This window comes from Citrobacter sp. CK189 (assembly GCF_030333505.1).
In the GTDB taxonomy this organism is placed as follows: domain Bacteria; phylum Pseudomonadota; class Gammaproteobacteria; order Enterobacterales; family Enterobacteriaceae; genus Citrobacter_B; species Citrobacter_B koseri.
Genome location: NZ_JAOWFV010000038.1, coordinates 1 through 25,115 on the forward strand (window position 1 = coordinate 1; position 25,115 = coordinate 25,115).

The following is a 25,115-nucleotide window of genomic DNA, read 5'->3' on the forward strand; positions in this document are numbered from 1 at the left end:
GTAGGGAACTGCCAGGCATTAATTAAAGTGAAGAGGCCATCCTGAGGGATGGCCTTTTTGCGTTCATGCGCCCGGGTGCATCCGGCATATATGCGCTGTTCTGCCGGATGACTATTCCCTCCGTATACTCCTAAATCGTTTTCCTGCTAACTAAAATATCGATCTCTGTCACAAAATAAATAATAACAATTATATAACATTTCATTCACTAAAAAAGACAGTGAAAAGCACCGACGAGCTCGGGTGGATTTTTGGCGGGAGTATATTTCTAATGACTGAAAGCAGTGTAACTGTAAACGGGTCGCTGGCAAGCAGTGACACCCGTCGTCGCGTATGGGCAATTGTGGGGGCATCATCAGGGAATCTGGTCGAGTGGTTTGATTTCTATGTCTATTCCTTCTGCTCTCTCTACTTTGCGCACATCTTTTTTCCTTCGGGAAATACCACCACTCAGCTTTTACAGACCGCCGGAGTTTTCGCCGCAGGCTTCCTGATGCGCCCCATTGGCGGCTGGCTTTTTGGTCGGATTGCCGATAAGCATGGTCGTAAGAAATCAATGCTTCTCTCTGTTTGCATGATGTGTATGGGCTCGTTAGTCATTGCCTGCCTGCCAGGGTATGCCACGATCGGCACCTGGGCTCCGGCTCTTCTGCTGTTGGCTCGTCTGTTTCAGGGGCTGTCTGTTGGAGGAGAATACGGAACCAGCGCGACTTATATGAGTGAAGTGGCTGTTGAAGGTCGCAAAGGTTTTTACGCATCGTTCCAGTATGTCACTCTGATCGGCGGTCAGTTACTGGCACTGCTGGTTGTGGTTATCTTGCAGCAAACGCTGGAGGAATCTTCCCTCAGAGAATGGGGATGGCGTATTCCTTTTGCATTGGGCGCCGTACTGGCCGTTGTCGCGCTTTGGTTGCGTCGACAGTTGGATGAAACCTCAAAACAAGAAACCCGCGCGCTGAAAGAGGCTGGATCGCTCAAAGGACTATGGCGTAACCGTAAAGCGTTTATCATGGTACTGGGATTTACCGCTGCGGGTTCGCTGTGTTTCTATACCTTCACAACCTATATGCAGAAGTATCTGGTGAATACCGCCGGTATGCATGCCAATGTCGCCAGCGGAATCATGACGGCAGCGCTGTTTGTCTACATGCTAATTCAACCCCTGTTTGGCGCTCTCTCAGATAAAATCGGCCGACGGACATCAATGCTCTGCTTTGGCGCTCTGGCTGCGCTATTCACCGTACCTATTCTGTCAGCATTACAGAATGTCACGTCACCTTACGCAGCCTTTGGGTTGGTGATGTGCGCCCTGTTGATCGTGAGTTTCTACACCTCAATCAGTGGGATCCTGAAGGCAGAAATGTTTCCTGCCCAGGTGCGGGCATTGGGGGTAGGGCTTTCTTATGCGGTGGCGAATGCGCTGTTCGGCGGCTCTGCGGAATATGTTGCGCTGTCTCTGAAGTCCGTTGGTATGGAGACATCATTCTTCTGGTATGTGACCATTATGGCTATCGTGGCATTTCTGGTGTCGCTGATGCTGCACCGCAAGGGAAAAGGGTTACGTCTCTAGTTCCGCGCCATTTGCCAGACGGCGTAACCCGTGGTTGCGCCAGCGACATCCCAGGCGAAATCTTTCCAGCTCCAGCCGCTCCCTCCGGGGCGGCTGTCCCACATCTCTTTTGACGCACCGAGACTAATGGAGAACAGCAGCCCAACGGTTGCACTGCGATCGTGGCTCATTCCCTGATGCCGGGCATACTCATTCCCGGCGGCGGAAAGCATGGCTGATGCAATGAAGTGTTGCGCTTTATCCTGCCCGCTCCAGCTGTCATTGGACATATGGCTACAGCCTGAGAGCAACAACATGCTAAAAAGTATAAGGAAACGCACCGTGACCCTCACAGGAAAAGCCCCGTCGCAGGGACGGGGCTTTTTGATTTACAGAATACGGCTGATTAATCTGTCGATTCGAATACGACGGAGTCTGCGGATGAGCTTACGGACTTTGACCGGATAGTCAGCGATGCTTTGTAGATCGCGGTAATGCTTAACAACCGTGGTGTGAGTGCGGATAAGCTCCAGCTCTTTCTCTCTCTGGGGAGCAAGTTCCTGTTTTGGATCGTGAATTAGAATTGCGTTTTCCAGATCCAGACGCCATGCTCGCGGGTTAAGGTTGTTCCCGGTGAGCAGCATCCACTTATCATCAACCCACATTCCTTTCAGGTGATAAGTATTGTCGTCATCTTTCCACAAACGCACTACGAGCTGATCGGTGTTGACGTAATACTGCAAGCGGCTGAGGAAGCGACGCAGGTTAATCTCGTAGAGATAGGGAAGCGCGCCGATGATTTTAAACGGCTCATCCTCAGGGATATAAAAGTCGTTGGCGGTTTTATCACCCACGATAATCTCAACCTTTTTCCCTTCGCGCAGCAGTTGGATGATGTTACGAACCAACAGCGCAGGCAAGTTGAAATAAGGTGTGCAAATTGTGAGCTTATGCTCTGCACAGGGCATAAGATGGAAAATGGTCTTGTTCAGCAGGCTCGATTTTCCCAGCCCAACCAGTGGCGTAACGGAAAGTTGCTCGTTGTCGGCATCGCCCTGGAAATGGTATGACGCATCGCGCAATTCCTGGCGATACAAACGAATGTCGTTTTTAATCTCCGGGCTTTTCGGACGCTGGGCACTGTCCAGGCGATTTACGCCGCGACCGTTAAGCAGATTCTGCGTGACCCACTCATACATGATGTCGGCCATCTTTGCATTACGAATCAACTGGTAACGATCATAACGATATTTATCATGCTGATGCAGATAGACGTCGTTCAGGCTGGCGCCGCTGTAAAGGACGCTATCATCAATGATAAAGCCTTTAAAATGCAGTACGCCAAGCGCTTCACGCGTGTTAATCGGCACGCCGTAGACAGGAATATCGATGCCTGGGTTTTCTTGCGCCATTCGGCAATACCAGTCAGCGTTGGTATTAGACGCGGCTGCGCCAATACGCCCACGCTGAGCGCGATGCCAGTCGACAAGTACCCGAACATCCAGCTCAGGACGCTGCCGTTTAGCCTCATAGAGCGCATCGAGTATGCCCTTGCCGCCGTCATCCTGTTCAAGATACAGGGCAATAATGCAAATACGCTGCGTCGCGCTGGCTATCTTCTCCAGCAGAGTCTCCCTGAAATTAGCGGGAGCATAAAAGAAATCTACATCATCAACTGGCTGAGAGATCTTAGGTAGTTGGGCAAGGTGTTGTTGATGTTTATTACGCTTAAATTTTGACAACATCACAGTGCATTTCTTCTCTGTTCATTGAAGGGTCCTCTGTGCTATGCAGACGACATAAGCGAGCAATGATAACACCAGTACCCGTTAAAGTGGTCAACATTTCCAGTACCTTACTCACGATTCCTCGTATTGGGCCAGATTCAGCGTCAGCCCAACAATCCCCTCTTCGAGCTGGATATCAACATCAAACCCGAGCTTTCGGGCCAGTGCCACCATGCCGCGATTGTTTGGCATCGTAATGCCATTCAGGCGTCTCAGTCCGTGATCTCGGGTATAAGCAATCAATTTTTCCATTAATCGCCGGCCTAATCCTAACCCTTTGAGATCTGAGCGAACCAGCACGGCAAATTCCGCATCAATGTTATCCGGGTCGGAGATCGCGCGCGTTACCCCGAGGATCTCTTCAGTTTGATCAATACGGCGCACGGCAACAAATGCCATTTCCCGATCGTAGTCGATCTGCGTCATGTTGGCTAAATCTTCATGAGTAAATTCATTGATCTCGCTAAAATAACGGTAATACAAATCCTCTTTTGTTACCTGAGAAATGAACTGCTGTAGATAAGGCTCATCTTCCGGCAGGATAGGGCGAAACAGGCAACGTTCGCCATTTTTCATCTCAACCCACTCTTCAAGCTGCTGCGGATAGGGGCGAATAGCGAGTCGGCTCTCGTTGTCGCCATCATAAGGGGCGATATCCAGCGTGACGTCCAGCGCGGTAAACTCGCCAGCAGAAGCCAGCAGGGGATGGATATCCAGACGCTGAATTTCCGGGCAATCGACAATCAGGTTCGAGACCTGTACCAGCAGCTGGCTTAACCCTGTGATATCCAGCGGGCGTAGCGCGCTCCGGCCACGAATTTTTTTACTTTTGATTCCCTGAATAACCAAATAGCGCGCCAGATTCATGTTTAACGGCGGCAGCGCGACGACGGCCTGCTCTTCGGGCCGCCACTCTACGCCGCCTTCGCCAAGCATAATCAGCGGCCCAAAGACCGGGTCGTGTTCGACGACGACGCGAAGTTCCTGCGCGCCGGCACGGTTCGCCATACTCTGGACTAACAGACCGTGAATGCGCGCCTGAGGCCAGGCCATTTTTACACGATCGAAAATGGCATTCGCGGCTTGCTGAACTTCCGTTGCCGTGCGCAGATAGAGCATTACCCCCTGAACTTCCGATTTATGCGGAATATCCGGCGAACGCAGTTTTAACGCTACCGGGTAGCCAATTTGCTCGGCGATATGCACAGCTTCCGCGCTGTCGCCAGCAATCCAGGTGGGAAGCGTGTGTAACCCATACGCCTGCAAGATAGGCTGAACTTCATGGGTATCCAGAGACGTTGCGCCCTCTGCAATCGCCTGCTGTAACAGGTTATGCGCTTGAGCCGTGTCTGAGGTCAGATTGCCTGGCAACACCGGGGTTTCCCGTAATTGCTTCTGGTTACGCCGGTATTCCACCATGTGCATAAAGGCAGTGATGGTGCCTTCCGGTGTTCGATAGGTAGGTAATCCCGCTTCACTGAACATTTTGCGGGCTTCCTGAGAGGAAAACTCGCCGCACCAGTTGGTGAGCAAGGTGACGAATTTCCCTCTGGGATGATGTTTCACCGCTTCAATGAGCGCGTGCGCGCTCTCGGTGCCAGGTGCGGCGGCGCTGGGTGAGTGGATCACCATCAGCGCATCAAAATCCTGGCTGGCGAGTAAGATATTCAGCGTTTTGACGTAGTGTTCACAGCTGGCATCATCACGCAAATCCAGCGGGTTGGCGATATCGACGTGAGCAGGTAGCGCTTCGCTTAGCTTAAGGCGGGTCTCTTCGCTCAGGGTGGCGAGCTTGCCGTTGCGCGACCACAGCTCATCCAGCGCCAGCGCGGCGGGCGCAGCGCCATTGCTGATGATCATCAACCTGTCGCCACGTAATGGCCGCATATGACTCAGCGTTTCGACCGCCGAGAAGAGTTCGTGAGTATCCTGCACGCGTAAAAGCCCCGCACGCTGGATGGCGGCATCCCAGGCCGGGTCCATGCCGACACTGGTATTTAACAAACGTTGCGCCGCCGGGCTGCGACCGCTTTTAATCACCAGAATGGGTTTATTTCGCGATGCGCTACGGGCGGCGGAGACAAAGCGCCGCGCGTCGCTCAGATGTTCGAGATAGAGCAAAATGGCGCTGGTTTTGCTGTCGCGCGCCAGATAATCCAGCAGTTCATCAACATCAATGTCCAGACTGTCGCCAAGCGCGATAAAATAAGAAAAGCCCATCTCCCGCTGTTGTGCCCAGTCGAGAATCGTATTGGAGACGGCGGCGGATTGCGAAATAAACGCGAGTTTTCCACGCTTGATCGGAACCGGAGAAAAACTGGCGTTAAGCCCTTGCCAGGGGGCGAGTAAACCCAGGCTATTTGGGCCGAGTAGTCGCATTTTATAGCGTTGGGCACATGCCAGAAGTTCAGCGTGCTGCGCTGCGGGCGCCGACAAAATAATGCAGGTTTTACAGCCTTTTTCCCCCAGCGCCTCCAGCAACGCGATATTACGGCTGGCGTTGGTGCACAGAACGGCGAGATCCGGTGTAAAAGGCAAACTGGCGACGTCGGGCCAGGCCAGGACGCCTAAGACGGCTTTCCATGCGGGCGTTACAGGTAATACCGGGCCATTAAAGCCTCCTGCCAGCAGGTTACGCATCATCAGGTAACCTGCGCGATTGGGCTTCATCGACGCCCCTAGCACCGCTATCGATTTTGGTCGCAGTAGTGCTTCCAGTCCTCTCTGACTCATGCCGGTCTCCCTTACGCAGAAGTGACCGAATGATTTTAAACGCTTTCTGCTGTTTCTGTTGTGACGCTTCCCTGATGTTGCGTTTTTCCTGCCAGATAGCGCGTTTTAAAGCGTGAGAAGTGATCGCCTAAATGGGTTGCCGCAGCCATGTCGCCCGCCAGATCCAGCAGCGCTATTGCCACTTCGGCAGTGCAATACTGCCCTTCGGCATGAACTTCTCGCAGGTGATAGGAGGAAAGACGCGATAAATCAACGGAAATAACCGGCAGGTTATCGAGATAAGGGCTTTTACGGAACATTTTGCGCGCTTCCGGCCAGGTGCCGTCGAGCATGATAAACAGCGGCGGTTTTCCGGCTGGTGGCGTGAAAATGACCTCGCGTTCTTCCCCGGCATAGGAGGCGGGGAATACGACCATCGGCTGATAATTCGGGTTGTTAACCAGATCGAGCAGCGCCTGCGGCGGTTCGGTACGCGACCATTGAAAGGCCGTTGTTTCCGGCAGAATATCGGCAATCAGACGCCCCGTATTGCTGGGTTTCATTGGCTCGGTATCAAACATCACCAGACAAAAACGGCTTGTCGCCTGAGAAGGCGAGAGGGTATCGCACAGGCAGAGTTTCAACGGGAGCAGACAGCGCTGACAGCGACGAATGCGGTTTCCTCTGGCAAGAAAAGGACGCGTGGCGCGTGCGAGGCGTTCGGCGCGTAACTGGAGAACAGCGTTATCAGTCATGGAAGAATACAGTGAAAAACGCTATTGTCGCAGAGGTGAAAACGGGGCACAAGATGCGCCCCGTGGAGATTACAGCGATTCGTTCAGCCAGCTGTCAAATGGCGCTTTAGGAACTGCGCCATTTAACATGTCGATGACTTCGCCGTTCTTAAAGATCATGATGGTCGGGATGCTGCGGATACCGAAACGGGCGCTGAGTTCACGTTCCGCTTCTGTGTTAACTTTCACAAAACGCACCTTACCGCTGCGCTCTTCCGCGACATCTTCAAAAATCGGGGCAAAGTTACGGCATGGGCCGCACCACGGCGCCCAGAAATCGACTACCACAGGGAGATCGTCTTTCAGCAGCTTATCCAGCGTTTCACCGGTCGCATTAATCACCTCTCCATCGAACAGGTCGTGACCACAGCGTCCACATTTTGCCGCATCCTGAATACGATCATCGGGAATGCGGTTGATTGCCTGGCAGCTGGTACAAACGGTATTCATAACTAACCTCTGGATGAGTAGGGTAGACTTTTCCGGCAATCACGCCGATATGTTTCCAATATGTTACATATTATCGATGAGACTGTTTTAAACAACAATGTGTTTTATTCAATGAGTACAATAGTCATTAGCTTTTAAATGAAATAATGGCTAACCGGGTGCACATCGGGTAATCTTCGCGCTTCGCGCAGCGCTGGTGGAGAAAAGCATGAACGATGAATTAAAGAACAAAAGCGGCAAGGTCAAAGTGATGTATGTCCGCAGTGATGATGACTCTGATAAACGCACCCATAACCCGCGTACCGGGAAAGGGGGAGGCCGTCCAGGAAAGTCTCGTACTGACGGTGGCCGTCGCCCCGCCCGCGATGCTCGTGATGAAAGAAGCGGTCAGATTCGCGATCGTAAGCGTGAAGACTCACCGTGGCGTACCGTTTCCCGTGCGCCAGGCGATGACACGCCTGAGAAAGCCGATCACGGTGGAATCAGCGGTAAAAGTTTTATCGACCCTGAAGTTTTACGTCGTCAGCGTGCGGAAGAGACCCGTGTCTACGGCGAAAACGCCTGTCAGGCCCTGTTCCAGAGTCGCCCGGATGCGATTGTCCGCGCATGGTTCATTCAGAGCGTGACCCCTCGCTTTAAAGAAGCGTTACGCTGGATGGCGGCTAACCGCAAAGCGTACCACGTTGTGGATGAAGCTGAACTGGCGAAAGCCTCTGGAACTGAGCACCACGGCGGCGTTTGTTTCCTGATTAAAAAGCGTAACGGTACGACCGTTAAGCAGTGGGTAAGCCAGGCGGACGCGCAGGATTGCGTGCTGGCGCTGGAAGATGTGGCTAACCCGCACAACCTTGGCGGCATGATGCGTAGCTGTGCGCACTTTGGCGTAAAAGGCGTGGTGGTACAGGACGCGGCGCTTCTTGAATCCGGTGCGGCGATCCGTACGGCGGAAGGCGGCGCGGAGCATGTTCAGCCGATCACGGGCGACAGCATTGTGGATGTGCTGGATGATTTCCGTCAGGCGGGTTATACGATCGTCACCACGTCCAGCGATCAGGGCAAACCGTTGTTTAGTACGGCGCTGCCAGCGAGAATGGTGCTGGTGTTAGGGCGTGAGCTGGAGTCCCTGCCGGAAGCCGCGCGTGAACCTGGCGATCTGTGCGTGAAAATTGATGGCACCGGAAATGTTGAAAACCTCAACGTCTCTGTCGCAACCGGCGTATTGCTGGGCGAATGGTGGCGTCAGAATAAAGCATAATCAGGTGTAAGTGCCTGATGGCGCTGCGCTTATCAGGCCTACGGCAATGATTCGTAGGCCGGGTACTCGGCGTAAGCGCCTGATGGCGCTGTGCTTATCCGGGCCTGCGGTAATGATTCGTAGGCCGGGTAAGGCGAAGCCGCCACCCGGCGCAAAGCAAAAACTTATTCGCTCTCTGCCGGTAATACCGGCATCCAGTCAATCGGCTTCTCGCCGTGCTGCTCCAGCCACTGATTCGCCAATACAAAATGGTTACAGCCAAAGAATCCCCGATGTGCCGACAACGGCGACGGATGCGGCGCTCTCAACACGTAATGGCGCTGGCGATCGATAATCGCCCCTTTCTTTTGTGCGTGCGAACCCCAGAGTAAAAAGACGACCCCTTCACGATGTTCGTTAACAAGGCTGATCACTTTGTCTGTAAAGGTTTCCCATCCCAGACTGGCGTGAGAATGCGCCTGGCCTGCGCGGACGGTCAGCACGGTATTTAATAACAATACCCCCTGACGCGCCCAGCTCTCCAGATACCCATGAGCAGGGCGGGTAAAGCTCGGTATGGACGTTTCCAGTTCTTTATACATGTTCAGCAGAGAAGGCGGTGTGGCAATACCCGGACGAACAGAAAACGCCAGACCATGCGCCTGCCCAGGGCCGTGATAAGGGTCTTGCCCCAGAATCACCACTTTGACATCACCGAGTTCAGTGAAGCGAAACGCGTTAAATACATCCTTCTGTGGAGGATAGACTGTCATTCCTGACTGACGTTCGCCCGCAACGGTATGAAGTGTGTTAACAAAATAGGGCTGCTGCTTCTCATCTGCCAGCACATCGTGCCAGGTTAAATCGGTGGCCATCTCGCTCTCCTGCGAATTTTTCAATCTGCATAGCTTAACTGCTTCTTTCTATGGTGCAAAATCGCGTGTGTCACAAACCCGGCTACCCCTTAAAGATAGTTGAAAATTTATGTAAAAAGTTTATGTGTGGACGTGGCGTAAGTTGATGTAAAACAATAAATTCCATGCAACACCCTCTTTGTGGTGTGGTTTTTATTGATTTAAATCAAAGAATCAAGGGTGTGTGAGGGGTATATATACACTCAAGCAACAATGGTTTTACCAATTGGCCGCGAACAGGCCGATCATAATCAAACACTTTTGCCGGGGAGGCATCACATGATTACAGGTATCCAGATTACTAAAGCCGCTAACGACGACCTGCTGAATTCTTTCTGGTTGCTGGACAGCGAAAAAGGCGAAGCACGTTGCATCGCGGCGAAAGCCGGTTTTGCCGAAGATGAAGTGGTCGCAGTGAACAAACTGGGTGAAATCGAATACCGTGAAATTCCGATGGAAGTAAAACCGGAAGTTCGCGTTGAAGGCGGTCAGCACCTGAACGTTAACGTTCTGCGTCGCGAAACGCTGGAAGATGCCGTTAAGCACCCGGAAAAATATCCGCAGTTGACCATCCGTGTTTCTGGCTATGCCGTGCGTTTTAACTCCCTGACGCCGGAACAGCAGCGCGACGTTATCGCTCGTACCTTTACTGAAAGCCTGTAAGGCTGACTGATAACATAAAAACGCCGGGTTAGCCCCGGCGTTTTTTTTACTCTTCGTTGGACTGCTTCTGCGCGTCCGTACCAGCAGGCTTGCGGCGTTTACCAATGTTTTTGGTATCACGGTGACGTTTCTTCACGCGCGGCTTCTCTTTTTCTTGTTTTTTCTTCTCAGCACGTTTAGCCAGCACTTTCTTGGACGGCTTGCCGGTCAGTTTTTCGCTCGGCGCACGAGTGGTTGGACGCAATTCATCAATGACGCGTGCTTTCAGCGTCTCTTCAATATAGCGACCCACTTTTCCCAGCAGCAGATGGTCATGCGCTTCTACCAGGGAAATCGCCGTTCCTTTACGCCCTGCACGTCCGGTACGGCCGATACGGTGCAGATAGGTATCGCTGCTGCGTGGCATATCGAAGTTAAAAACATGGCTTACATCAGGGATATCAATCCCGCGAGCGGCGACGTCGGTCGCGATCAGCACGTTTACGCGGCCATCGGTCAGACGTTTGATCGCTTCGTTACGCTTACCCTGTACCATCTCGCCTTCGAGATAGCAGTTATTGATGCCTGCTTCGCGCAGCCAGCCTGCCAGCTCATGTACACGCTCACGTTTACGTACGAAGACGATAGAACGGGTGGCTTCAGGTTGTTTTAACAGGTGTACCAGCAAAGCGGTTTTGTGCTGGATGTCATCGGCACGGTAGTACCATTGATGAATCTTTTTGCGTTCGCGGGTAGACGGGGTCGCTGAGACCTCGACCGGATCTTCCAGCAGACGTTCAGCAAAATCGTTAATCGCGCCGCCTTCCAGCGTAGCGGAGAACAGCATGGTCTGTTTGCGCCAGCGGGTTTCACCTGCGATATGCTCGATATCCTGGGCGAAGCCCATGTCCAGCATACGGTCGGCTTCATCAAGAATCAGCGTTTCAACCGCGCGGCAGTCAAAGTTTTCTTCTTTAATATATTGCAGCAGGCGACCCGTGGTGGCGACCACAATATCCTGGTTCTCGCTGAACACCTCGGCATGGTTCATATAAGCCACGCCGCCGGTGATTGTCGCAATATCCAGATGGGTGTGTTTCGCCAGTTCACGGGCGTGATCGGCAACCTGCATCGCCAGTTCGCGGGTCGGCGTAAGGATCAGAATACGCGGCGGACCGGATTTTTTACGCGGGAAGTCGAGCAGGTGCTGCAACGCTGGCAGCAGGTATGCCGCCGTTTTACCGGTGCCTGTCGGCGCAGAACCGAGTACATCACGCCCATCGAGCGCAGGCGGAATGGCGGCAGCCTGAATGGCGGTCGGGCGAGTAAAGCCTTTATCCTGGAGGGCATCCAGCAGGCTTTCATCGAGTTCAAGTTCGGAAAAAGTCGTTACAGTCATGTTCTACCTCTGTGTGGGGCGCTGATTATAGACGTTACGGCTGCAATCTTCATCTGTTTGTATGGATATCGCTTCTCAGGTATTGTTTTCACCCTACGCTATTGCCGTTTTTCCAGGAAGGTTGTTCTTTCATGTCCCAGTCTACATCCACACTTCGTCGTAATGGATTTACCTTTAAGCAGTTTTTCGTGGCGCACGATCGCTGCGCGATGAAAGTCGGTACTGATGGTATTTTATTGGGAGCATGGGCACCAGTCGCAGGCGTAACGCGGATCCTCGATATTGGTACCGGCAGCGGTCTGTTGGCGCTGATGCTGGCGCAGCGTACCGACGAAAGCGTCACCATTGATGCCGTTGAGCTGGACAGCGAAGCGGCGACGCAGGCGCAGGAGAATATCGCCCACTCACCGTGGCCGCAGCGGATAACGGTGCATACGGAAGATGTCCGGCAGTGGGTGCCGCGCCAGACCGCGCGCTTTGATCTTATCATCAGTAACCCGCCTTATTATGAACAAGGGGTGGAATGCGCAACGCCGCAGCGAGAGCAGGCGCGTTATACCACCACGCTCGATCACGAAGCGTTACTTACCACCGCGGCTGAATGTATTACGGAAGAGGGATTCTTCTGCGTGGTGCTGCCGGAACAGACTGGCAACACCTTCACGCAGCAGGCGTTAAGTATGGGCTGGCATTTGCGTTTACGTACCGACGTAGCCGAAACGGAGTCGCGATTGCCTCATCGGGTACTGTTGGCATTTTCCCCGCGAACGGAGGAATGCTTTAGCGATCGCCTGGTGATTCGTGGGCCAGACCAGCTTTACTCTGAAGGGTACACGGCGCTGACCCAGGCGTTTTATTTGTTCATGTAAGCGTTGAGCGGCGAAAGCACCGACGGGCCGGATTCCGGCAGCAATGCGGGGTAATCCAGCGTATAGTGCAGGCCACGGCTCTCTTTACGCATCATCGCGCAGCGCACAATCAGTTCCGCGACCTGCACCAGGTTGCGCAGCTCCAGCAGATTATTCGATACGCGGAAGTTAGCGTAATATTCGTCGATTTCCTGTTGCAGCATCGTAATGCGTCGCAGGGCGCGCTCCAGACGTTTGGTGGTGCGCACAATGCCGACATAGTCCCACATAAACAGACGTAGCTCATGCCAGTTATGCTGGATCACGACCAGCTCATCCGGGTTTTCAACGCGACTTTCATCCCAGGCCGGAAGCGTGCTAACGCTACGGGCATACGGCATACGTCTGTCGATATCCTCTGCCGCTGACCAGCCATACACCAGGCACTCCAACAGAGAATTGGACGCCATGCGATTCGCACCGTGCAGGCCGGTATAGCTTACTTCGCCAATGGCATACAGACCGTCCACATCGGTTCGGCCAAAATCGTCGACCATCACGCCGCCGCAGGTGTAGTGGGCGGCAGGTACGACCGGAACCGGCTCTTTAGTCAGATCGATTCCCAACCCCAGCAATTTTTCATAAATCATAGGGAAGTGCTGACGCACAAATGCTTCCGGTTTATGGCTGATGTCGAGGAACATGCAGTCTGCGCCGAGACGCTTCATTTCGTGGTCAATGGCGCGGGCGACGATATCGCGCGGAGCCAGTTCGCCACGCTCATCAACATCAGGCATAAAGCGCGTGCCGTCCGGGCGCTTGAGATGCGCCCCTTCGCCACGCAGCGCTTCCGTCAGCAGAAAGTTTCGTGCCTGAGGATGATACAGCGCGGTAGGGTGGAACTGATTAAATTCAAGATTCGCGACGCGGCACCCGGCGCGCCAGGCCATCGCGATACCGTCGCCGGAAGAGATATCCGGGTTGGTGGTGTACTGATACACTTTCGATGCCCCGCCTGTCGCCAGAACGACTGACTTCGCGTGGCATGTTTCGACCGACTCTTTATTCCGATTCCAGATCCAGGCGCCGACGACGCGGCGTGTTCCTGGCAGGCCGATTTTATCGGAGATGATCAGATCGACGGCGTTACTCCGCTCCAGTACGCGAATATTCGGATGGTTCTGCGCCTTGCTGACCAGGGTGGTTTCCACTTCTTTGCCGGTGGCGTCAGCCGCATGCAGGATACGGCGATGGCTATGGCCGCCTTCACGGGTCAGATGGTAGCTCTCTTCCCCGTTTGGTTGCACCTGGGTGTCAAATAATACCCCCTGATCGATAAGCCACTGTACGCAAGAGCGGGCATTGCTGGCGACAAACTCCACCGCGTGGCGATCGCAAATACCGGCCCCGGCGATCAGTGTATCTTCAACATGCGAATCGATACTGTCCGTCTCGTCGAAAACGGCGGCAATGCCACCCTGAGCATAAAACGTTGAGCCTTCGCTCACCGGGCCTTTACTCAGGACAATCACCTGATGTTTTTCAGCCAGGCGTAGCGCCAGAGAGAGTCCGGCAGCACCGCTGCCAATAATCAGCACGTCACAGGAAAGTTCAGGAGTCGTAGTCATAGCGTTTGTTTAATTTACTAAACAGTGTTTGGGCAGCATAGCACTATACTGCGCGATACAGCACGTTTTATTTTTGAATGTGTTGCAATGGCTAAACATTAAAGGAAAATTCAAGGGGAAGTAAAACAAAGAAAATATTTTGCGAAGCAGGCCGTTAGCGCCAGATTATGTGATGAAATAAAGTGGCTGTTGGGTTACTCTTCAAGCGGCTAAAAGGGCATTTCTATACAGATAGTGCGTTGTTCAGACTCTGTAGACTTATAATGAGAGATAATGATCTGTCTACAACATGACAAACAAAAACAGATGCGTAACGGAACTTTACGAAAAAGAGACACTCTAAGCTGTTGCTTGCTCATAGTGCAGTTTATGGAGTGGCGTTTCGAGAGCGCGTGGAAATTTGGTTTGGGGAGACTTTACCTCGGATGAGCGAGCAGTTAACGGACCAGGTCCTGGTTGAACGGGTCCAGAAGGGAGATCAGAAAGCCTTTAACTTACTGGTAGTGCGCTACCAGCATAAAGTGGCGAGCCTGGTTTCCCGCTATGTACCGTCGGGCGATGTTCCCGATGTGGTGCAAGAGTCATTTATTAAGGCCTATCGCGCGCTGGATTCTTTCCGGGGGGATAGCGCTTTTTATACCTGGTTGTACCGTATTGCCGTCAATACGGCGAAGAATTACCTGGTTGCTCAGGGACGCAGGCCGCCTTCCAGCGATGTTGATGCGATTGACGCAGAAAACTTCGAAAGTGGCGGCGCATTGAAAGAAATTTCGAACCCTGAGAACTTAATGTTGTCAGAAGAGCTGAGACAGATAGTTTTCCGAACTATTGAGTCCCTCCCCGAGGATTTACGCATGGCAATAACCTTGCGGGAGCTGGATGGCCTGAGCTATGAAGAGATAGCCGCTATCATGGATTGTCCGGTGGGTACGGTGCGTTCACGTATCTTCCGTGCGCGGGAAGCTATTGATAATAAAGTTCAACCGCTTATCAGGCGTTGACGATAGCGGGATACTGGAAAAGGTATTAGGCATGCAGAAAGAAAAACTTTCCGCTTTAATGGATGGCGAAACGCTGGACAGTGAGCTGCTGAAAGAACTGGCTCACGACCCGGAAATGCAAAAAACATGGGAGAGTTATCACCTGATCCGCGATTCCATGCGGGGTGATACCGCTGACGTTCTCCATTTCGATATTTCCGCCCGCGTAATGGCCGCCATCGAAAATGAGCCGGTACGCCAGACGGCGCCGCTGATTCCTGAGGCCCAGCCTGCACCGCACCAGTGGCAGAAAATGCCATTCTGGCAGAAAATGCGTCCGTGGGCGGCGCAGCTCACTCAAATGGGTGTGGCTGCATGCGTATCACTTGCAGTTATTGTTGGCGTCCAGCACTATAATGGACAATCTGAAACGTCCCAGCAGCCCGAAACGCCGGTATTCAATACATTACCGATGATGGGCAAAGCCAGTCCGGTGAGCCTGGGAGTACCTTCTGACGCGACGGCTAACGGCGGTCAGCAACAGCAGGTGCAGGAGCAGCGTCGTCGCATTAATGCCATGTTGCAGGATTACGAACTGCAACGCCGACTGCACTCCGAACAGCTTCAGTTTGAGCAGGCGCAAACACAGCAAGCCGCTGTACAGGTGCCAGGAATTCAAACTTTAGGAACGCAATCGCAGTAATGAAGCAACTTTGGTTTGCCATGTCACTTGTGGCGGGTAGCTTGTTCTTCTCTGTTAACGCCTCGGCCAATACTGCGTCCGGGGCGTTATTGCAGCAGATGAATCTGGCCAGCCAGTCACTGAATTACGAGCTGTCATTCGTCAGCATCAATAAACAAGGCGTTGAGTCTCTGCGTTATCGACATGCACGCCTGGACAATCGTCCTCTTGCACAACTGTTGCAAATGGATGGCCCGCGCCGGGAAGTAGTGCAGCGTGGTAACGAAATCAGCTACTTCGAACCCGGGCTCGAACCGTTCACCCTGAACGGCGACTATATTGTCGATTCTCTGCCGTCCCTTATCTATGCCGACTTTAAACGTCTTTCTCCCTGGTATGACTTTATTTCCGTAGGCCGCACCCGCATTGCCGACAGGCTGTGTGAAGTCATTCGTGTTGTCGCGCGCGACGGCACCCGTTACAGCTATATCGTATGGCTGGATACCGAAACAAAGCTGCCGATGCGGGTGGATCTCCTTGACCGGGATGGGGAAACGCTGGAGCAGTTCCGCGTGATTTCCTTCACCGTGAATCAGGACGTTGGTAATAGCATGCAGATGCTGGCAAAAGCGAATTTGCCGCCATTGCTTTCTGTTCCTGTGGGGGAAAAGGCGAAGTTCAACTGGAGCCCGACGTGGTTGCCGCAAGGGTTTAGCGAAGTCTCCAGCAGCCGACGCCCGCTGCCTACAATGGATAATCTGCCTATCGAGTCACGCCTCTATTCTGACGGCCTGTTCAGTTTCTCTGTGAACGTGAATCGTGCGACGCAGAACAGCACCGATCAGATGCTGCGAACCGGGCGCAGAACGGTCAGCACCAGCGTGCGTGAAAACGCTGAAATTACGATTGTCGGCGAACTTCCGCCGCAAACCGCGAAACGCATTGCGGACAATATTAAGTTCGGGGCGGCACAATGATTAAAGAGTGGGCGACCGTTGTCTCCTGGCAAAATGGCCAGGCACTGGTGAGCTGCGACGTCAAAGCATCGTGCAGCAGTTGCGCCTCACGGGCCGGATGCGGCAGTCGTGTGCTGAATAAACTTGGGCCGCAGACCACACATACTATTGTGGTGCCAAGTGCCGAACCGCTGGCGCCTGGTCAAAAAGTGGAACTGGGCATTGCCGAAGGCAGCCTGCTGGGGTCAGCAATGCTGGTTTACCTGTCGCCGCTGGTTGGGCTGTTTATCTTCGCGGCGTTGTTCCAGGTACTGTTTGGTTCTGATATTGCCGCGTTGAGCGGCGCGGTGCTGGGCGGCGTCGGGGGTTTTCTGATTGCGCGCGGCTACTCGCGTAAACTGGCTGAACGCGAGGCCTGGCAGCCGGTCATTCTTAACGTTGCTCTCCCGCCTGGTCTGGTCCGCGTTGAAACACCATCTTCCGAAACGAACCCGTGATATTTTTGCCGGATGGCGGCTCGCCTGATCCGGCCTGGGAACGATAAGCAGACTCTCCAGGCCCGATAAGCTCGCGCTATCGGGCATCATGCTTCCCTTACAACGTTTTACATCAGAAAAGCGATGCCGTTTCCGGTTCCCGCTATCCTTGCTGTATGAACATTTCCTCGCCTCAGTGTTGTAGTGTAGAATGCGGCGTTTCAGTTAAACAGACGTTAAGCTCAGAACAGCGACTTCTAAGAGCCTGCTCAGGCAGGCGTAAGGCACAATAATTACTCTATATGAAGAACATACGTAACTTTTCGATCATTGCTCATATCGACCACGGTAAATCGACGCTGTCTGACCGCATTATCCAGATCTGCGGTGGCCTGTCTGACCGTGAAATGGAAGCGCAGGTTCTCGACTCAATGGATCTTGAGCGTGAGCGCGGTATTACTATCAAAGCGCAAAGCGTGACGCTGGATTACAAAGCGGCTGATGGTGAAACCTATCAACTGAACTTTATCGACACCCCAGGCCACGTTGACTTCTCATATGAAGTTTCCCGCTCACTGGCGGCGTGTGAAGGCGCACTGCTGGTGGTTGACGCCGGGCAGGGCGTCGAAGCGCAAACGCTGGCGAACTGCTATACCGCGATGGAAATGGATCTCGAAGTGGTGCCGGTTCTGAACAAGATTGACCTGCCAGCCGCCGATCCTGAGCGTGTGGCTGAAGAGATCGAAGACATTGTCGGCATTGATGCGACCGATGCCGTTCGCTGCTCGGCAAAAACCGGCGTAGGCGTACAGGATGTGCTGGAACGCCTGGTGCGCGATATCCCGCCGCCGGAAGGCGATCCAGAAGGCCCGCTGCAAGCGCTGATTATCGACTCCTGGTTCGATAACTACCTCGGCGTAGTGTCGCTGGTGCGTATTAAAAACGGCACCATGCGTAAAGGCGACAAAGTCAAAGTGATAAGCACCGGGCAGGTTTATAACGCTGACCGTCTGGGGATCTTCACGCCGAAGCAGATTGACCGTACCGAACTGAAGTGCGGCGAGGTAGGCTGGCTGGTTTGCGCAATTAAAGACATTCATGGCGCCCCGGTTGGCGATACATTAACGCTGGCGCGTAATCCGGCAGAGAAAGCGCTGCCGGGCTTCAAAAAAGTGAAACCGCAGGTATACGCCGGTCTGTTCCCGGTGAGTTCTGATGACTATGAGAACTTCAGGGATGCGCTCGGCAAGCTGAGTCTGAACGATGCCTCTCTGTTCTACGAGCCGGAAAGTTCAACCGCGCTGGGCTTCGGTTTCCGTTGTGGCTTCCTGGGCCTGCTGCACATGGAGATCATTCAGGAGCGTCTGGAACGTGAATACGATCTGGACCTGATCACCACCGCGCCGACCGTTGTGTACGAAGTGGAAACCACGGCGAAAGAGATTATCTATGTCGATAGCCCGTCCAAGCTGCCGCCGCTGAATAACATCTATGAACTGCGCGAGCCGATTGCCGAGTGTCACATGCTGCTGCCTCAGGCATACCTGGGCAACGTCATTACGCTGTGTGTCGAGAAGCGCGGCGTCCAGACCAACATGGTGTACCACGGTAACCAGGTGGCGCTGACTTATGAAATCCCGATGGCGGAAGTGGTGCTCGATTTCTTCGACCGCCTGAAATCAACGTCTCGTGGTTATGCGTCGCTGGATTATAACTTCAAGCGCTTCCAGGCGTCCGATATGGTGCGCGTTGACGTGCTGATCAACAACGAACGTGTCGATGCGCTGGCGCTGATCACTCACCGTGGTAATTCGCAGAGCCGTGGTCGTGAGCTGGTAGAGAAGATGAAAGAGCTGATCCCTCGTCAGCAGTTCGACATTGCGATTCAGGCAGCGATTGGCACGCATATTATTGCGCGTTCTACCGTGAAGCAGTTGCGTAAAAACGTTCTGGCCAAGTGTTACGGCGGTGATATCAGCCGTAAGAAAAAGCTGCTACAGAAACAGAAAGAAGGTAAGAAGCGAATGAAGCAGATCGGTAACGTCGAACTGCCTCAGGAAGCGTTCCTCGCCATTCTGCATGTCGGTAAAGACAGCAAATAATCCTAAGGAGTTGGCATGGCGAATATGTTTGCCCTGATTCTGGTGATTGCCACACTGGTGACGGGCATTTTATGGTGCGTTGATAAATTTATCTTCGCGCCAAAACGTCGGGAACGTCAGGCAGCGGCACAGGCCGCTGCGGGTGATTCACTGGATAAAGCCACGTTGAAAAAAGTGGCGCCTAAGCCGGGCTGGCTGGAAACTGGGGCTTCGGTTTTTCCGGTACTGGCGATTGTGCTGGTGGTACGTTCATTTATCTATGAACCTTTCCAGATCCCGTCGGGTTCGATGATGCCGACGCTGTTAATCGGTGACTTTATTCTGGTGGAGAAATTCGCCTATGGAATTAAAGATCCGATTTACCAGAAAACGTTGATTGAAACGGGTCATCCGAAACGCGGTGATATCGTGGTCTTTAAATACCCGGAAGATCCGCGCCTGGACTACATTAAACGCGCTGTCGGCCTGCCGGGTGACAAAGTGACGTACGATCCGGTAGCCAAAGAGGTTACTGTACAACCAGGGTGCCGTTCCGGTCAGGCGTGTGAAAACGCGCTGCCGGTGACTTACTCTGACGTTCAACCCAGCGATTTCGTGCAGACCTTTGCCCGACGTAATGGGGGAGAAGCCAGCAGTGGGTTCTTTGAAGTGCCGTTAAACGAAACGAAAGATAACGGCATTCGTCTGGCGGAGCGTAAAGAGACGCTGGGCGACGTAACCCACCGTATTCTGACCGTACCGATCGCACAGGATCAGGCGGGGATGTATTACCGTCAGCCGGGGCAGCAACTGGCGACCTGGATCGTACCGCCAGGACAATACTTCATGATGGGTGATAACCGCGATAACAGCGCGGACAGCCGTTACTGGGGATTTGTACCGGAAGCGAATCTGGTTGGTAAAGCGACCGCGATCTGGATGAGTTTCGACAAACAGGAAGGTGAATGGCCGACCGGCGTACGCTTAAGCCGTATTGGTGGGATCCATTAATTTCTGATAATCGTTCATGTTGTCGTCATTGCGGCGACAACATGAATTATTTATTGGATAAATCTCCGCAGACTAACGACATCCCCTGTCGTTGTGTATAGAATATTCCCCCGAAGTTTTAGGTTGGCGCCGTCAGGTTGCCACGGCACACTAAACAGCGTTGGTTTCCTCAGGTCTGTTTCGTGTGCTGAATTGTTGACGCATTCATTTATTGGTATCGCATGAACCCCATCGTAATTAATCGGCTTCAACGGAAGCTGGGCTACACTTTTACTCATCAGGAGCTGTTGCAGCAGGCATTAACCCACCGCAGCGCCAGCAGTAAACACAATGAGCGTTTAGAATTTTTAGGCGACTCGATTTTGAGCTTTGTTATCGCCAACGCGCTTTATCACCGCTTCCCGCGTGTGGACGAAGGTGATATGAGCCGTATGCGCGCCACGCTGGTGCGCGGCAATACGCTGGCGGAATTGGCCCGTGAATTTGATCTGGGTGAATGCTTACGTTTAGGGCCTGGTGAACTGAAAAGCGGCGGCTACCGTCGTGAATCTATTCTGGCGGATACCGTAGAAGCGTTAATCGGCGGCGTTTTTCTCGACAGCGATATCCAAACCGTCGAGAAGTTGATCCTTAACTGGTATCAAACGCGCCTGAATGAAATCAGCCCGGGCGATAAACAAAAAGATCCGAAAACGCGTTTGCAGGAATATTTGCAGGGTCGTCATCTCCCGCTGCCGTCTTATCTGGTGGTGCAGGTGCGCGGCGAGGCACACGATCAGGAATTTACTATCCACTGCCAGGTCAGCGGCCTGAGTGAACCGGTGGTTGGCACGGGTTCGAGCCGTCGTAAGGCGGAGCAGGCTGCCGCCGAACAGGCGCTGAAAAAACTGGAGCTGGAATGAGCGAAGATAAAAGCTATTGCGGATTTATTGCCATCGTCGGACGTCCGAACGTAGGCAAATCCACCCTGTTGAACAAGCTGCTCGGACAGAAGATCTCGATCACGTCCCGTAAAGCGCAGACCACGCGTCACCGTATCGTCGGTATCCATACCGAAGGGGCGTACCAGGCTATCTATGTTGATACGCCGGGGCTGCATATGGAAGAAAAACGCGCCATCAACCGCCTGATGAACAAGGCGGCAAGCAGCTCGATTGGCGACGTTGAGCTGGTCATTTTTGTCGTGGAAGGCACCCGCTGGACGCCGGATGACGAGATGGTGCTGAATAAACTGCGCGACGGTAAAGCGCCGGTCATTCTGGCCGTTAACAAAGTGGATAACGTACAGGAAAAGGCCGATCTGCTGCCGCACCTGCAATTCCTGGCAAGCCAGATGAACTTCCTCGATATCGTGCCTGTTTCTGCGGAAACTGGCATGAACGTGGATACCATCGCTGGTATCGTGCGTAAACACCTGCCGGAAGCGACTCATCACTTCCCGGAAGATTACATCACCGATCGTTCACAGCGCTTTATGGCGTCTGAAATCATCCGTGAAAAACTGATGCGTTTCCTCGGTGCCGAACTGCCGTATTCCGTGACCGTTGAGATTGAACGTTTCATTTCTAACGAACGCGGCGGTTATGATATTAACGGCCTGATCCTCGTTGAGCGCGAAGGGCAGAAGAAGATGGTCATTGGCAACAAAGGAGCCAAAATCAAGACCATCGGTATCGAAGCGCGAAAAGACATGCAGGAAATGTTCGAAGCGCCGGTACACCTGGAACTGTGGGTGAAAGTGAAATCCGGCTGGGCCGATGACGAGCGTGCGCTGCGCAGTCTCGGTTATGTAGACGACCTCTGAGTTAGCACTACGTGGAAGGCTGGCAGAGAGCTTTCGTCCTGCATAGTCGCCCCTGGAGCGAAACCAGCCTGATGCTGGACGTCTTCACGGAAGAGTCGGGACGCGTGCGTCTGGTTGCCAAAGGCGCACGCTCTAAACGTTCCAGTCTGAAAGGCGCATTACAACCTTTTACGCCACTGTTGCTCCGCTTTGGCGGGCGCGGCGAGGTGAAAACCTTACGCAGCGCTGAAGCGGTCTCTCTGGCGCTCCCCTTAAGCGGTATCACGCTTTATAGCGGTTTGTACATCAACGAACTGCTTTCCCGCGTTCTGGAATACGAAACGCGCTTCTCTGAACTCTTTTTTGATTACCTGAACTGTATTCAGTCGCTGGCTGGCGCGACCGGTTCGCCCGAACCTGCGCTTCGCCGTTTCGAACTCGCCCTGCTGGGGCATCTGGGCTACGGCGTGGATTTTCTGCATTGCGCAGGGAGCGGCGAGACGGTCGATGACACCATGACCTACCGCTATCGCGAAGAGAAGGGATTCATGGCCAGCGTGGTCATTGATAACAGCACCTTTACCGGGCGGCATCTGAAAGCGCTGGATGCACGAGAATTTCCTGATGTTGATACGTTGCGCGCGGCGAAACGCTTTACCCGCATGGCGCTAAAGCCGTATCTTGGTGGTAAGCCGTTAAAAAGCCGGGAACTGTTTCGACAATTTATGCCGAAACGGCCAGGGCGGGCAGAAAATACGAATAATGATTAACGAGGATTGTCATGGCTGAATTACTGTTAGGCGTCAACATTGACCATATTGCCACTTTACGTAATGCGCGTGGTACTGCTTACCCGGACCCGGTACAGGCGGCGTTTATCGCCGAGCAGGCGGGGGCGGATGGTATAACCGTACACCTGCGCGAGGATCGTCGCCATATTACCGACCGTGATGTACGCATTTTGCGCCAGACGCTGGATACGCGTATGAATCTGGAAATGGCGGTGACTGAAGAGATGCTGGCGATTGCCGTTGAGACGAAGCCGCATTTTTGCTGCCTGGTGCCGGAAAAACGTCAGGAAGTGACCACCGAAGGCGGGCTGGACGTCGCGGGTCAGCGTGACAAAATGCGTGATGCCTGCAAACGACTGGCAGATGCAGGTATTCTGGTATCGCTGTTCATTGATGCCGATGAAGAACAGATAAAAGCCGCTGCGGACGTTGGCGCACCGTACATTGAAATCCATACCGGCTGTTATGCGGATGCTAAAACGGATGCTGAGCAAGCGCAGGAACTGGCGCGCATCGCCAAAGCGGCGACGTTTGCGGCAAGCCTGGGGCTGAAAGTGAACGCCGGTCATGGCCTGACCTATCACAATGTGCAGGCCATTGCCGCGCTGCCGGAAATGCATGAACTGAACATCGGTCATGCCATTATTGGGCGGGCGGTCATGAGCGGCCTGAAAGAGGCGGTCTCCGAGATGAAACGCCTGATGCTGGAAGCGCGCGGCTAATGGCGATTCTGGGGTTAGGCACGGATATTGTGGAGATCGCCCGCATTGAGGCGGTGATCTCCCGTTCTGGAGAACGCCTGGCAAGACGCGTGCTTAGCGACAACGAATGGGCTATCTGGGAGACGCATCAGCAACCGGTGCGTTTTCTCGCCAAGCGTTTTGCGGTAAAAGAGGCGGCGGCAAAAGCGTTCGGCACCGGCATTCGCAACGGGTTGGCGTTCAATCAGTTTGAAGTGTTTAACGATGAGCTGGGTAAACCGCGTTTGCGTTTGTGGGGTGAGGCGTTGAAACTGGCGGAGAGGCTGGGCGTGGCGCATATGCATGTGACATTAGCGGATGAACGTCATTACGCCTGTGCGACGGTGATCATCGAAAGCTAGATTCGGGTCTTTGTAGGCCGGATAAGGCGTTTACGTCGCCATCCGGCCTGGCGTCATTCCATCAGGGAGAATTACAGCTTATCCGCGTGATGCATCAGAACAAACTTATCCCACAGCTGTTCTTCCGTTTCGACATGCGCCGGGTCTTTGAGAATGGTATTGGGGATCGGGCACACCTTCTGGCAGGTCGGCGTTTCGTAATGGCCCACGCATTCGGTGCACTTGTCGCTGTTAATCTCGTAAATGCTGTCGCCCATTGAAATCGCCTCATTCGGGCATTCAGGCTCGCACATATCGCAATTGATACACTTTTTAGTGATTAACAGGGCCATCAGGAAACTCTCAAAACATCACAAACCGGGCGGGCATTATACGCGCATTCTTTGCTCAGACCAGTTTTTTTACCAGGGCCTCACTGTGGCGAATACGCTCCGGCGCGCGCCCCAAATCCTGCTGTACCAGCGCCATAAAGAGCAAATCCGTCAACATCGTCTGCGCATGCGTAGAGGAGATTGCGGCGCTGCGCGTGGCCTGTTCTTCGGCGATCGTATACAGGCAACGGGTGGCGCGTTGTTGCAGGGCATTCGGTGTAAAGCCGGTGATCGCCAGAACCTTTCCTCCCACCCGCAACGTTTCATCCGCCGCCATATTCAACTCTCTGCGCTCGCCGCTATAGGAGATAGCCAGCAGGAGATCGTCCGGCGCCAGCGCCTGCACGGTGGCTAACAGCGCATGCATATCGTGTTCGGCGACGACATTGAATCCTATCTTCATCAGCTTCCAGGCGAAGTTCTGCGCTACCAGGCCCGATGTGCCAATACCGGTTATGACAACACGCCGGGCATTGCGCAACATCATGACGCTTTCGAACAATTTCTCTTCGCTGTTAACATCAAGCGTTGCGTGCATTGCGGCGACATTTTCCTCGATCAATTTTTCGCCGACAAGCCGCATTGGATCGTCGCCCCGGATCTGATTATGTACCGGAATAGAGTGAGGATTTGGATTGCTGGCCAGCGCTTCGCTGATCGCCAGCTTCAGTGCCGGAAAGCCTTTGAAGCCCAGTTTCTGCGCGAATTTTACCACGCTGGACTGACTAACGCCCGCCTCAACGGCAAGCTGTTGTGAGCTGAGATGCCGTGTATCATCCGGCTGAGCAAGAATATAATCAGCAAGCTTTTTATCGCTTTGTGCGAGGTCCGGATAACGCTGACGTATACGAATCAAACAGTTCATGAGGACTCCTGGCGAAAAACATGACGGGGATCATAAAAAGATTTTCCCTCGCCCGAAAGA

The 25,115-nt window shown here is 53.4% G+C and carries 26 protein-coding genes; 16 read left to right on the forward strand and 10 right to left on the reverse strand.

Annotated features, from left to right (window positions below; genetic code table 11):
- The first annotated feature begins 271 nt into the window (after positions 1 to 271).
- Complete coding sequence (locus OGV83_RS10010; RefSeq protein WP_047461905.1) at positions 272 to 1,570, forward strand: MFS transporter; 1,299 nt, start codon at positions 272 to 274, stop codon at positions 1,568 to 1,570.
- Here OGV83_RS10010 and OGV83_RS10015 read toward each other — a convergent pair.
- The 5 genes from OGV83_RS10015 to trxC all read right to left on the reverse strand — a co-directional run bounded on the left by OGV83_RS10015 (position 1,567) and on the right by trxC (position 7,292).
- Positions 1,567 to 1,890 carry a YfiM family lipoprotein gene (locus OGV83_RS10015; RefSeq protein WP_058669113.1) on the reverse strand — a complete coding sequence of 108 codons (324 nt, stop codon included), beginning with the start codon at positions 1,888 to 1,890 and terminating at the stop codon, positions 1,567 to 1,569. The genes OGV83_RS10010 and OGV83_RS10015 overlap by 4 nt on opposite strands.
- A 48-nt stretch (positions 1,891 to 1,938) precedes the next feature.
- The gene (gene pssA, locus OGV83_RS10020) at positions 1,939 to 3,294 is read right to left on the reverse strand and encodes a CDP-diacylglycerol--serine O-phosphatidyltransferase (RefSeq protein WP_012131199.1); all 1,356 of its coding nucleotides are present in this window, start codon (positions 3,292 to 3,294) and stop codon (positions 1,939 to 1,941) included.
- A gap of 114 nt (positions 3,295 to 3,408) precedes the next feature.
- The gene (locus OGV83_RS10030) at positions 3,409 to 6,069 is read right to left on the reverse strand and encodes a bifunctional acetate--CoA ligase family protein/GNAT family N-acetyltransferase (RefSeq protein WP_047461908.1); all 2,661 of its coding nucleotides are present in this window, start codon (positions 6,067 to 6,069) and stop codon (positions 3,409 to 3,411) included.
- A 35-nt stretch (positions 6,070 to 6,104) separates the two neighbouring features.
- On the reverse strand, positions 6,105 to 6,803 hold the full coding sequence (tapT, locus tag OGV83_RS10035; protein WP_286463524.1) for a tRNA-uridine aminocarboxypropyltransferase: 699 nt from the start codon (positions 6,801 to 6,803) through the stop codon (positions 6,105 to 6,107).
- A 69-nt stretch (positions 6,804 to 6,872) separates the two neighbouring features.
- Complete coding sequence (trxC, locus tag OGV83_RS10040) at positions 6,873 to 7,292, reverse strand: thioredoxin TrxC (RefSeq protein WP_047461913.1); 420 nt, start codon at positions 7,290 to 7,292, stop codon at positions 6,873 to 6,875.
- Between the two features lie 208 nt (positions 7,293 to 7,500).
- On the opposite strand from trxC, the gene OGV83_RS10045 reads away from it, so the two are divergent.
- The gene (locus OGV83_RS10045; protein ID WP_104868329.1) at positions 7,501 to 8,547 is read left to right on the forward strand and encodes a tRNA/rRNA methyltransferase; all 1,047 of its coding nucleotides are present in this window, start codon (positions 7,501 to 7,503) and stop codon (positions 8,545 to 8,547) included.
- Positions 8,548 to 8,711: 164 nt separating this feature from the next.
- On the opposite strand, the gene ung is transcribed toward OGV83_RS10045, so the two are convergent.
- Positions 8,712 to 9,401, reverse strand: a complete 690-nt coding sequence (gene ung, locus OGV83_RS10050) for a uracil-DNA glycosylase (protein WP_286460250.1) — start codon at positions 9,399 to 9,401, stop codon at positions 8,712 to 8,714.
- Positions 9,402 to 9,719: 318 nt separating this feature from the next.
- Here ung and grcA point away from each other — a divergent pair, with 318 nt between their 5' ends.
- On the forward strand, positions 9,720 to 10,103 hold the full coding sequence (gene grcA, locus OGV83_RS10055; protein WP_012131205.1) for an autonomous glycyl radical cofactor GrcA: 384 nt from the start codon (positions 9,720 to 9,722) through the stop codon (positions 10,101 to 10,103).
- Between the two features lie 46 nt (positions 10,104 to 10,149).
- Here the strand turns inward: grcA and srmB are convergent, their stop codons facing one another.
- Entirely contained in the window at positions 10,150 to 11,481 is a 1,332-nt protein-coding gene (gene srmB / locus OGV83_RS10060) for an ATP-dependent RNA helicase SrmB (protein WP_286463526.1), read from the reverse strand.
- 131 nt (positions 11,482 to 11,612) lie between these two features.
- Between srmB and trmN the strand changes: the two genes are divergently transcribed.
- Positions 11,613 to 12,350 (forward strand): tRNA(1)(Val) (adenine(37)-N(6))-methyltransferase TrmN, encoded by a 738-nt coding sequence (trmN, locus tag OGV83_RS10065; protein ID WP_286463527.1) that lies wholly within the window; start codon positions 11,613 to 11,615, stop codon positions 12,348 to 12,350.
- Here the strand turns inward: trmN and nadB are convergent.
- Positions 12,335 to 13,957, reverse strand: a complete 1,623-nt coding sequence (nadB, locus tag OGV83_RS10070; protein ID WP_012131208.1) for an L-aspartate oxidase — start codon at positions 13,955 to 13,957, stop codon at positions 12,335 to 12,337. The two genes, trmN and nadB, sit on opposite strands and share 16 nt — an antisense overlap.
- A gap of 273 nt (positions 13,958 to 14,230) precedes the next feature.
- Here nadB and rseD point away from each other — a divergent pair, with 273 nt between their 5' ends.
- The 12 genes from rseD (at position 14,231) to acpS (ending at position 23,819) form a co-directional block, all read left to right on the forward strand.
- Positions 14,231 to 14,386 carry a rpoE leader peptide RseD gene (gene rseD, locus OGV83_RS10075; protein ID WP_123907454.1) on the forward strand — a complete coding sequence of 52 codons (156 nt, stop codon included), beginning with the start codon at positions 14,231 to 14,233 and terminating at the stop codon, positions 14,384 to 14,386.
- Positions 14,383 to 14,958, forward strand: coding sequence for an RNA polymerase sigma factor RpoE (rpoE, locus tag OGV83_RS10080; RefSeq protein ID WP_006176728.1), 576 nt, complete (start codon positions 14,383 to 14,385; stop codon positions 14,956 to 14,958). The genes rseD and rpoE overlap by 4 nt, the downstream gene beginning before the upstream one ends.
- Positions 14,959 to 14,989: 31 nt before the next feature.
- Positions 14,990 to 15,640: an anti-sigma-E factor RseA gene (rseA, locus tag OGV83_RS10085; protein ID WP_047461936.1), complete on the forward strand. Its 651-nt coding sequence runs from the start codon at positions 14,990 to 14,992 to the stop codon at positions 15,638 to 15,640.
- Positions 15,640 to 16,596: a sigma-E factor regulatory protein RseB gene (gene rseB / locus OGV83_RS10090; protein ID WP_047461939.1), complete on the forward strand. Its 957-nt coding sequence runs from the start codon at positions 15,640 to 15,642 to the stop codon at positions 16,594 to 16,596. Before rseA ends, rseB begins: the two co-directional genes overlap by 1 nt.
- Positions 16,593 to 17,072: a SoxR-reducing system protein RseC gene (rseC, locus tag OGV83_RS10095; protein WP_012131211.1), complete on the forward strand. Its 480-nt coding sequence runs from the start codon at positions 16,593 to 16,595 to the stop codon at positions 17,070 to 17,072. Before rseB ends, rseC begins: the two co-directional genes overlap by 4 nt.
- 281 nt (positions 17,073 to 17,353) lie before the next feature.
- Positions 17,354 to 19,153 carry a translation elongation factor 4 gene (gene lepA, locus OGV83_RS10100; RefSeq protein ID WP_286463530.1) on the forward strand — a complete coding sequence of 600 codons (1,800 nt, stop codon included), beginning with the start codon at positions 17,354 to 17,356 and terminating at the stop codon, positions 19,151 to 19,153.
- A 15-nt stretch (positions 19,154 to 19,168) separates the two neighbouring features.
- Positions 19,169 to 20,143 carry a signal peptidase I gene (gene lepB, locus OGV83_RS10105; RefSeq protein ID WP_012131213.1) on the forward strand — a complete coding sequence of 325 codons (975 nt, stop codon included), beginning with the start codon at positions 19,169 to 19,171 and terminating at the stop codon, positions 20,141 to 20,143.
- 221 nt (positions 20,144 to 20,364) lie between these two features.
- Positions 20,365 to 21,045 carry a ribonuclease III gene (gene rnc, locus OGV83_RS10110; protein ID WP_024130107.1) on the forward strand — a complete coding sequence of 227 codons (681 nt, stop codon included), beginning with the start codon at positions 20,365 to 20,367 and terminating at the stop codon, positions 21,043 to 21,045.
- The gene (era, locus tag OGV83_RS10115; RefSeq protein WP_049009470.1) at positions 21,042 to 21,947 is read left to right on the forward strand and encodes a GTPase Era; all 906 of its coding nucleotides are present in this window, start codon (positions 21,042 to 21,044) and stop codon (positions 21,945 to 21,947) included. Before rnc ends, era begins: the two co-directional genes overlap by 4 nt.
- 11 nt (positions 21,948 to 21,958) lie before the next feature.
- The gene (gene recO, locus OGV83_RS10120; RefSeq protein WP_024130108.1) at positions 21,959 to 22,696 is read left to right on the forward strand and encodes a DNA repair protein RecO; all 738 of its coding nucleotides are present in this window, start codon (positions 21,959 to 21,961) and stop codon (positions 22,694 to 22,696) included.
- An 11-nt stretch (positions 22,697 to 22,707) separates the two neighbouring features.
- Positions 22,708 to 23,439, forward strand: a complete 732-nt coding sequence (gene pdxJ / locus OGV83_RS10125) for a pyridoxine 5'-phosphate synthase (protein WP_114848589.1) — start codon at positions 22,708 to 22,710, stop codon at positions 23,437 to 23,439.
- A complete protein-coding gene (gene acpS, locus OGV83_RS10130; RefSeq protein ID WP_012131217.1) occupies positions 23,439 to 23,819 on the forward strand; it encodes a holo-ACP synthase in 381 nt (126 codons plus the stop codon). Before pdxJ ends, acpS begins: the two co-directional genes overlap by 1 nt.
- 71 nt (positions 23,820 to 23,890) lie before the next feature.
- Here the strand turns inward: acpS and yfhL are convergent, their stop codons facing one another.
- On the reverse strand, positions 23,891 to 24,151 hold the full coding sequence (gene yfhL, locus OGV83_RS10135; RefSeq protein ID WP_012131218.1) for a 4Fe-4S dicluster ferredoxin YfhL: 261 nt from the start codon (positions 24,149 to 24,151) through the stop codon (positions 23,891 to 23,893).
- 55 nt (positions 24,152 to 24,206) lie between these two features.
- Positions 24,207 to 25,055: a MurR/RpiR family transcriptional regulator gene (locus OGV83_RS10140; protein ID WP_012131219.1), complete on the reverse strand. Its 849-nt coding sequence runs from the start codon at positions 25,053 to 25,055 to the stop codon at positions 24,207 to 24,209.
- Between the last annotated feature and the right edge of the window lie 60 nt (positions 25,056 to 25,115).

Coding starts and splice junctions, on each gene's coding strand:
- OGV83_RS10010 (WP_047461905.1), top strand. CDS start 272: ATGACTGAAAGCAGTGTAACTGTAAACGGGTCGCTGGCAAGCAGTGAC.
- pssA (WP_012131199.1), bottom strand. CDS start 3,294: ATGTTGTCAAAATTTAAGCGTAATAAACATCAACAACACCTTGCCCAA.
- OGV83_RS10030 (WP_047461908.1), bottom strand. CDS start 6,069: ATGAGTCAGAGAGGACTGGAAGCACTACTGCGACCAAAATCGATAGCG.
- tapT (WP_286463524.1), bottom strand. CDS start 6,803: ATGACTGATAACGCTGTTCTCCAGTTACGCGCCGAACGCCTCGCACGC.
- trxC (WP_047461913.1), bottom strand. CDS start 7,292: ATGAATACCGTTTGTACCAGCTGCCAGGCAATCAACCGCATTCCCGAT.
- OGV83_RS10045 (WP_104868329.1), top strand. CDS start 7,501: ATGAACGATGAATTAAAGAACAAAAGCGGCAAGGTCAAAGTGATGTAT.
- ung (WP_286460250.1), bottom strand. CDS start 9,401: ATGGCCACCGATTTAACCTGGCACGATGTGCTGGCAGATGAGAAGCAG.
- grcA (WP_012131205.1), top strand. CDS start 9,720: ATGATTACAGGTATCCAGATTACTAAAGCCGCTAACGACGACCTGCTG.
- srmB (WP_286463526.1), bottom strand. CDS start 11,481: ATGACTGTAACGACTTTTTCCGAACTTGAACTCGATGAAAGCCTGCTG.
- trmN (WP_286463527.1), top strand. CDS start 11,613: ATGTCCCAGTCTACATCCACACTTCGTCGTAATGGATTTACCTTTAAG.
- nadB (WP_012131208.1), bottom strand. CDS start 13,957: ATGACTACGACTCCTGAACTTTCCTGTGACGTGCTGATTATTGGCAGC.
- rseD (WP_123907454.1), top strand. CDS start 14,231: ATGATCTGTCTACAACATGACAAACAAAAACAGATGCGTAACGGAACT.
- rpoE (WP_006176728.1), top strand. CDS start 14,383: ATGAGCGAGCAGTTAACGGACCAGGTCCTGGTTGAACGGGTCCAGAAG.
- rseA (WP_047461936.1), top strand. CDS start 14,990: ATGCAGAAAGAAAAACTTTCCGCTTTAATGGATGGCGAAACGCTGGAC.
- rseB (WP_047461939.1), top strand. CDS start 15,640: ATGAAGCAACTTTGGTTTGCCATGTCACTTGTGGCGGGTAGCTTGTTC.
- rseC (WP_012131211.1), top strand. CDS start 16,593: ATGATTAAAGAGTGGGCGACCGTTGTCTCCTGGCAAAATGGCCAGGCA.
- lepA (WP_286463530.1), top strand. CDS start 17,354: ATGAAGAACATACGTAACTTTTCGATCATTGCTCATATCGACCACGGT.
- lepB (WP_012131213.1), top strand. CDS start 19,169: ATGGCGAATATGTTTGCCCTGATTCTGGTGATTGCCACACTGGTGACG.
- rnc (WP_024130107.1), top strand. CDS start 20,365: ATGAACCCCATCGTAATTAATCGGCTTCAACGGAAGCTGGGCTACACT.
- era (WP_049009470.1), top strand. CDS start 21,042: ATGAGCGAAGATAAAAGCTATTGCGGATTTATTGCCATCGTCGGACGT.
- pdxJ (WP_114848589.1), top strand. CDS start 22,708: ATGGCTGAATTACTGTTAGGCGTCAACATTGACCATATTGCCACTTTA.
- acpS (WP_012131217.1), top strand. CDS start 23,439: ATGGCGATTCTGGGGTTAGGCACGGATATTGTGGAGATCGCCCGCATT.
- yfhL (WP_012131218.1), bottom strand. CDS start 24,151: ATGGCCCTGTTAATCACTAAAAAGTGTATCAATTGCGATATGTGCGAG.
- OGV83_RS10140 (WP_012131219.1), bottom strand. CDS start 25,055: ATGAACTGTTTGATTCGTATACGTCAGCGTTATCCGGACCTCGCACAA.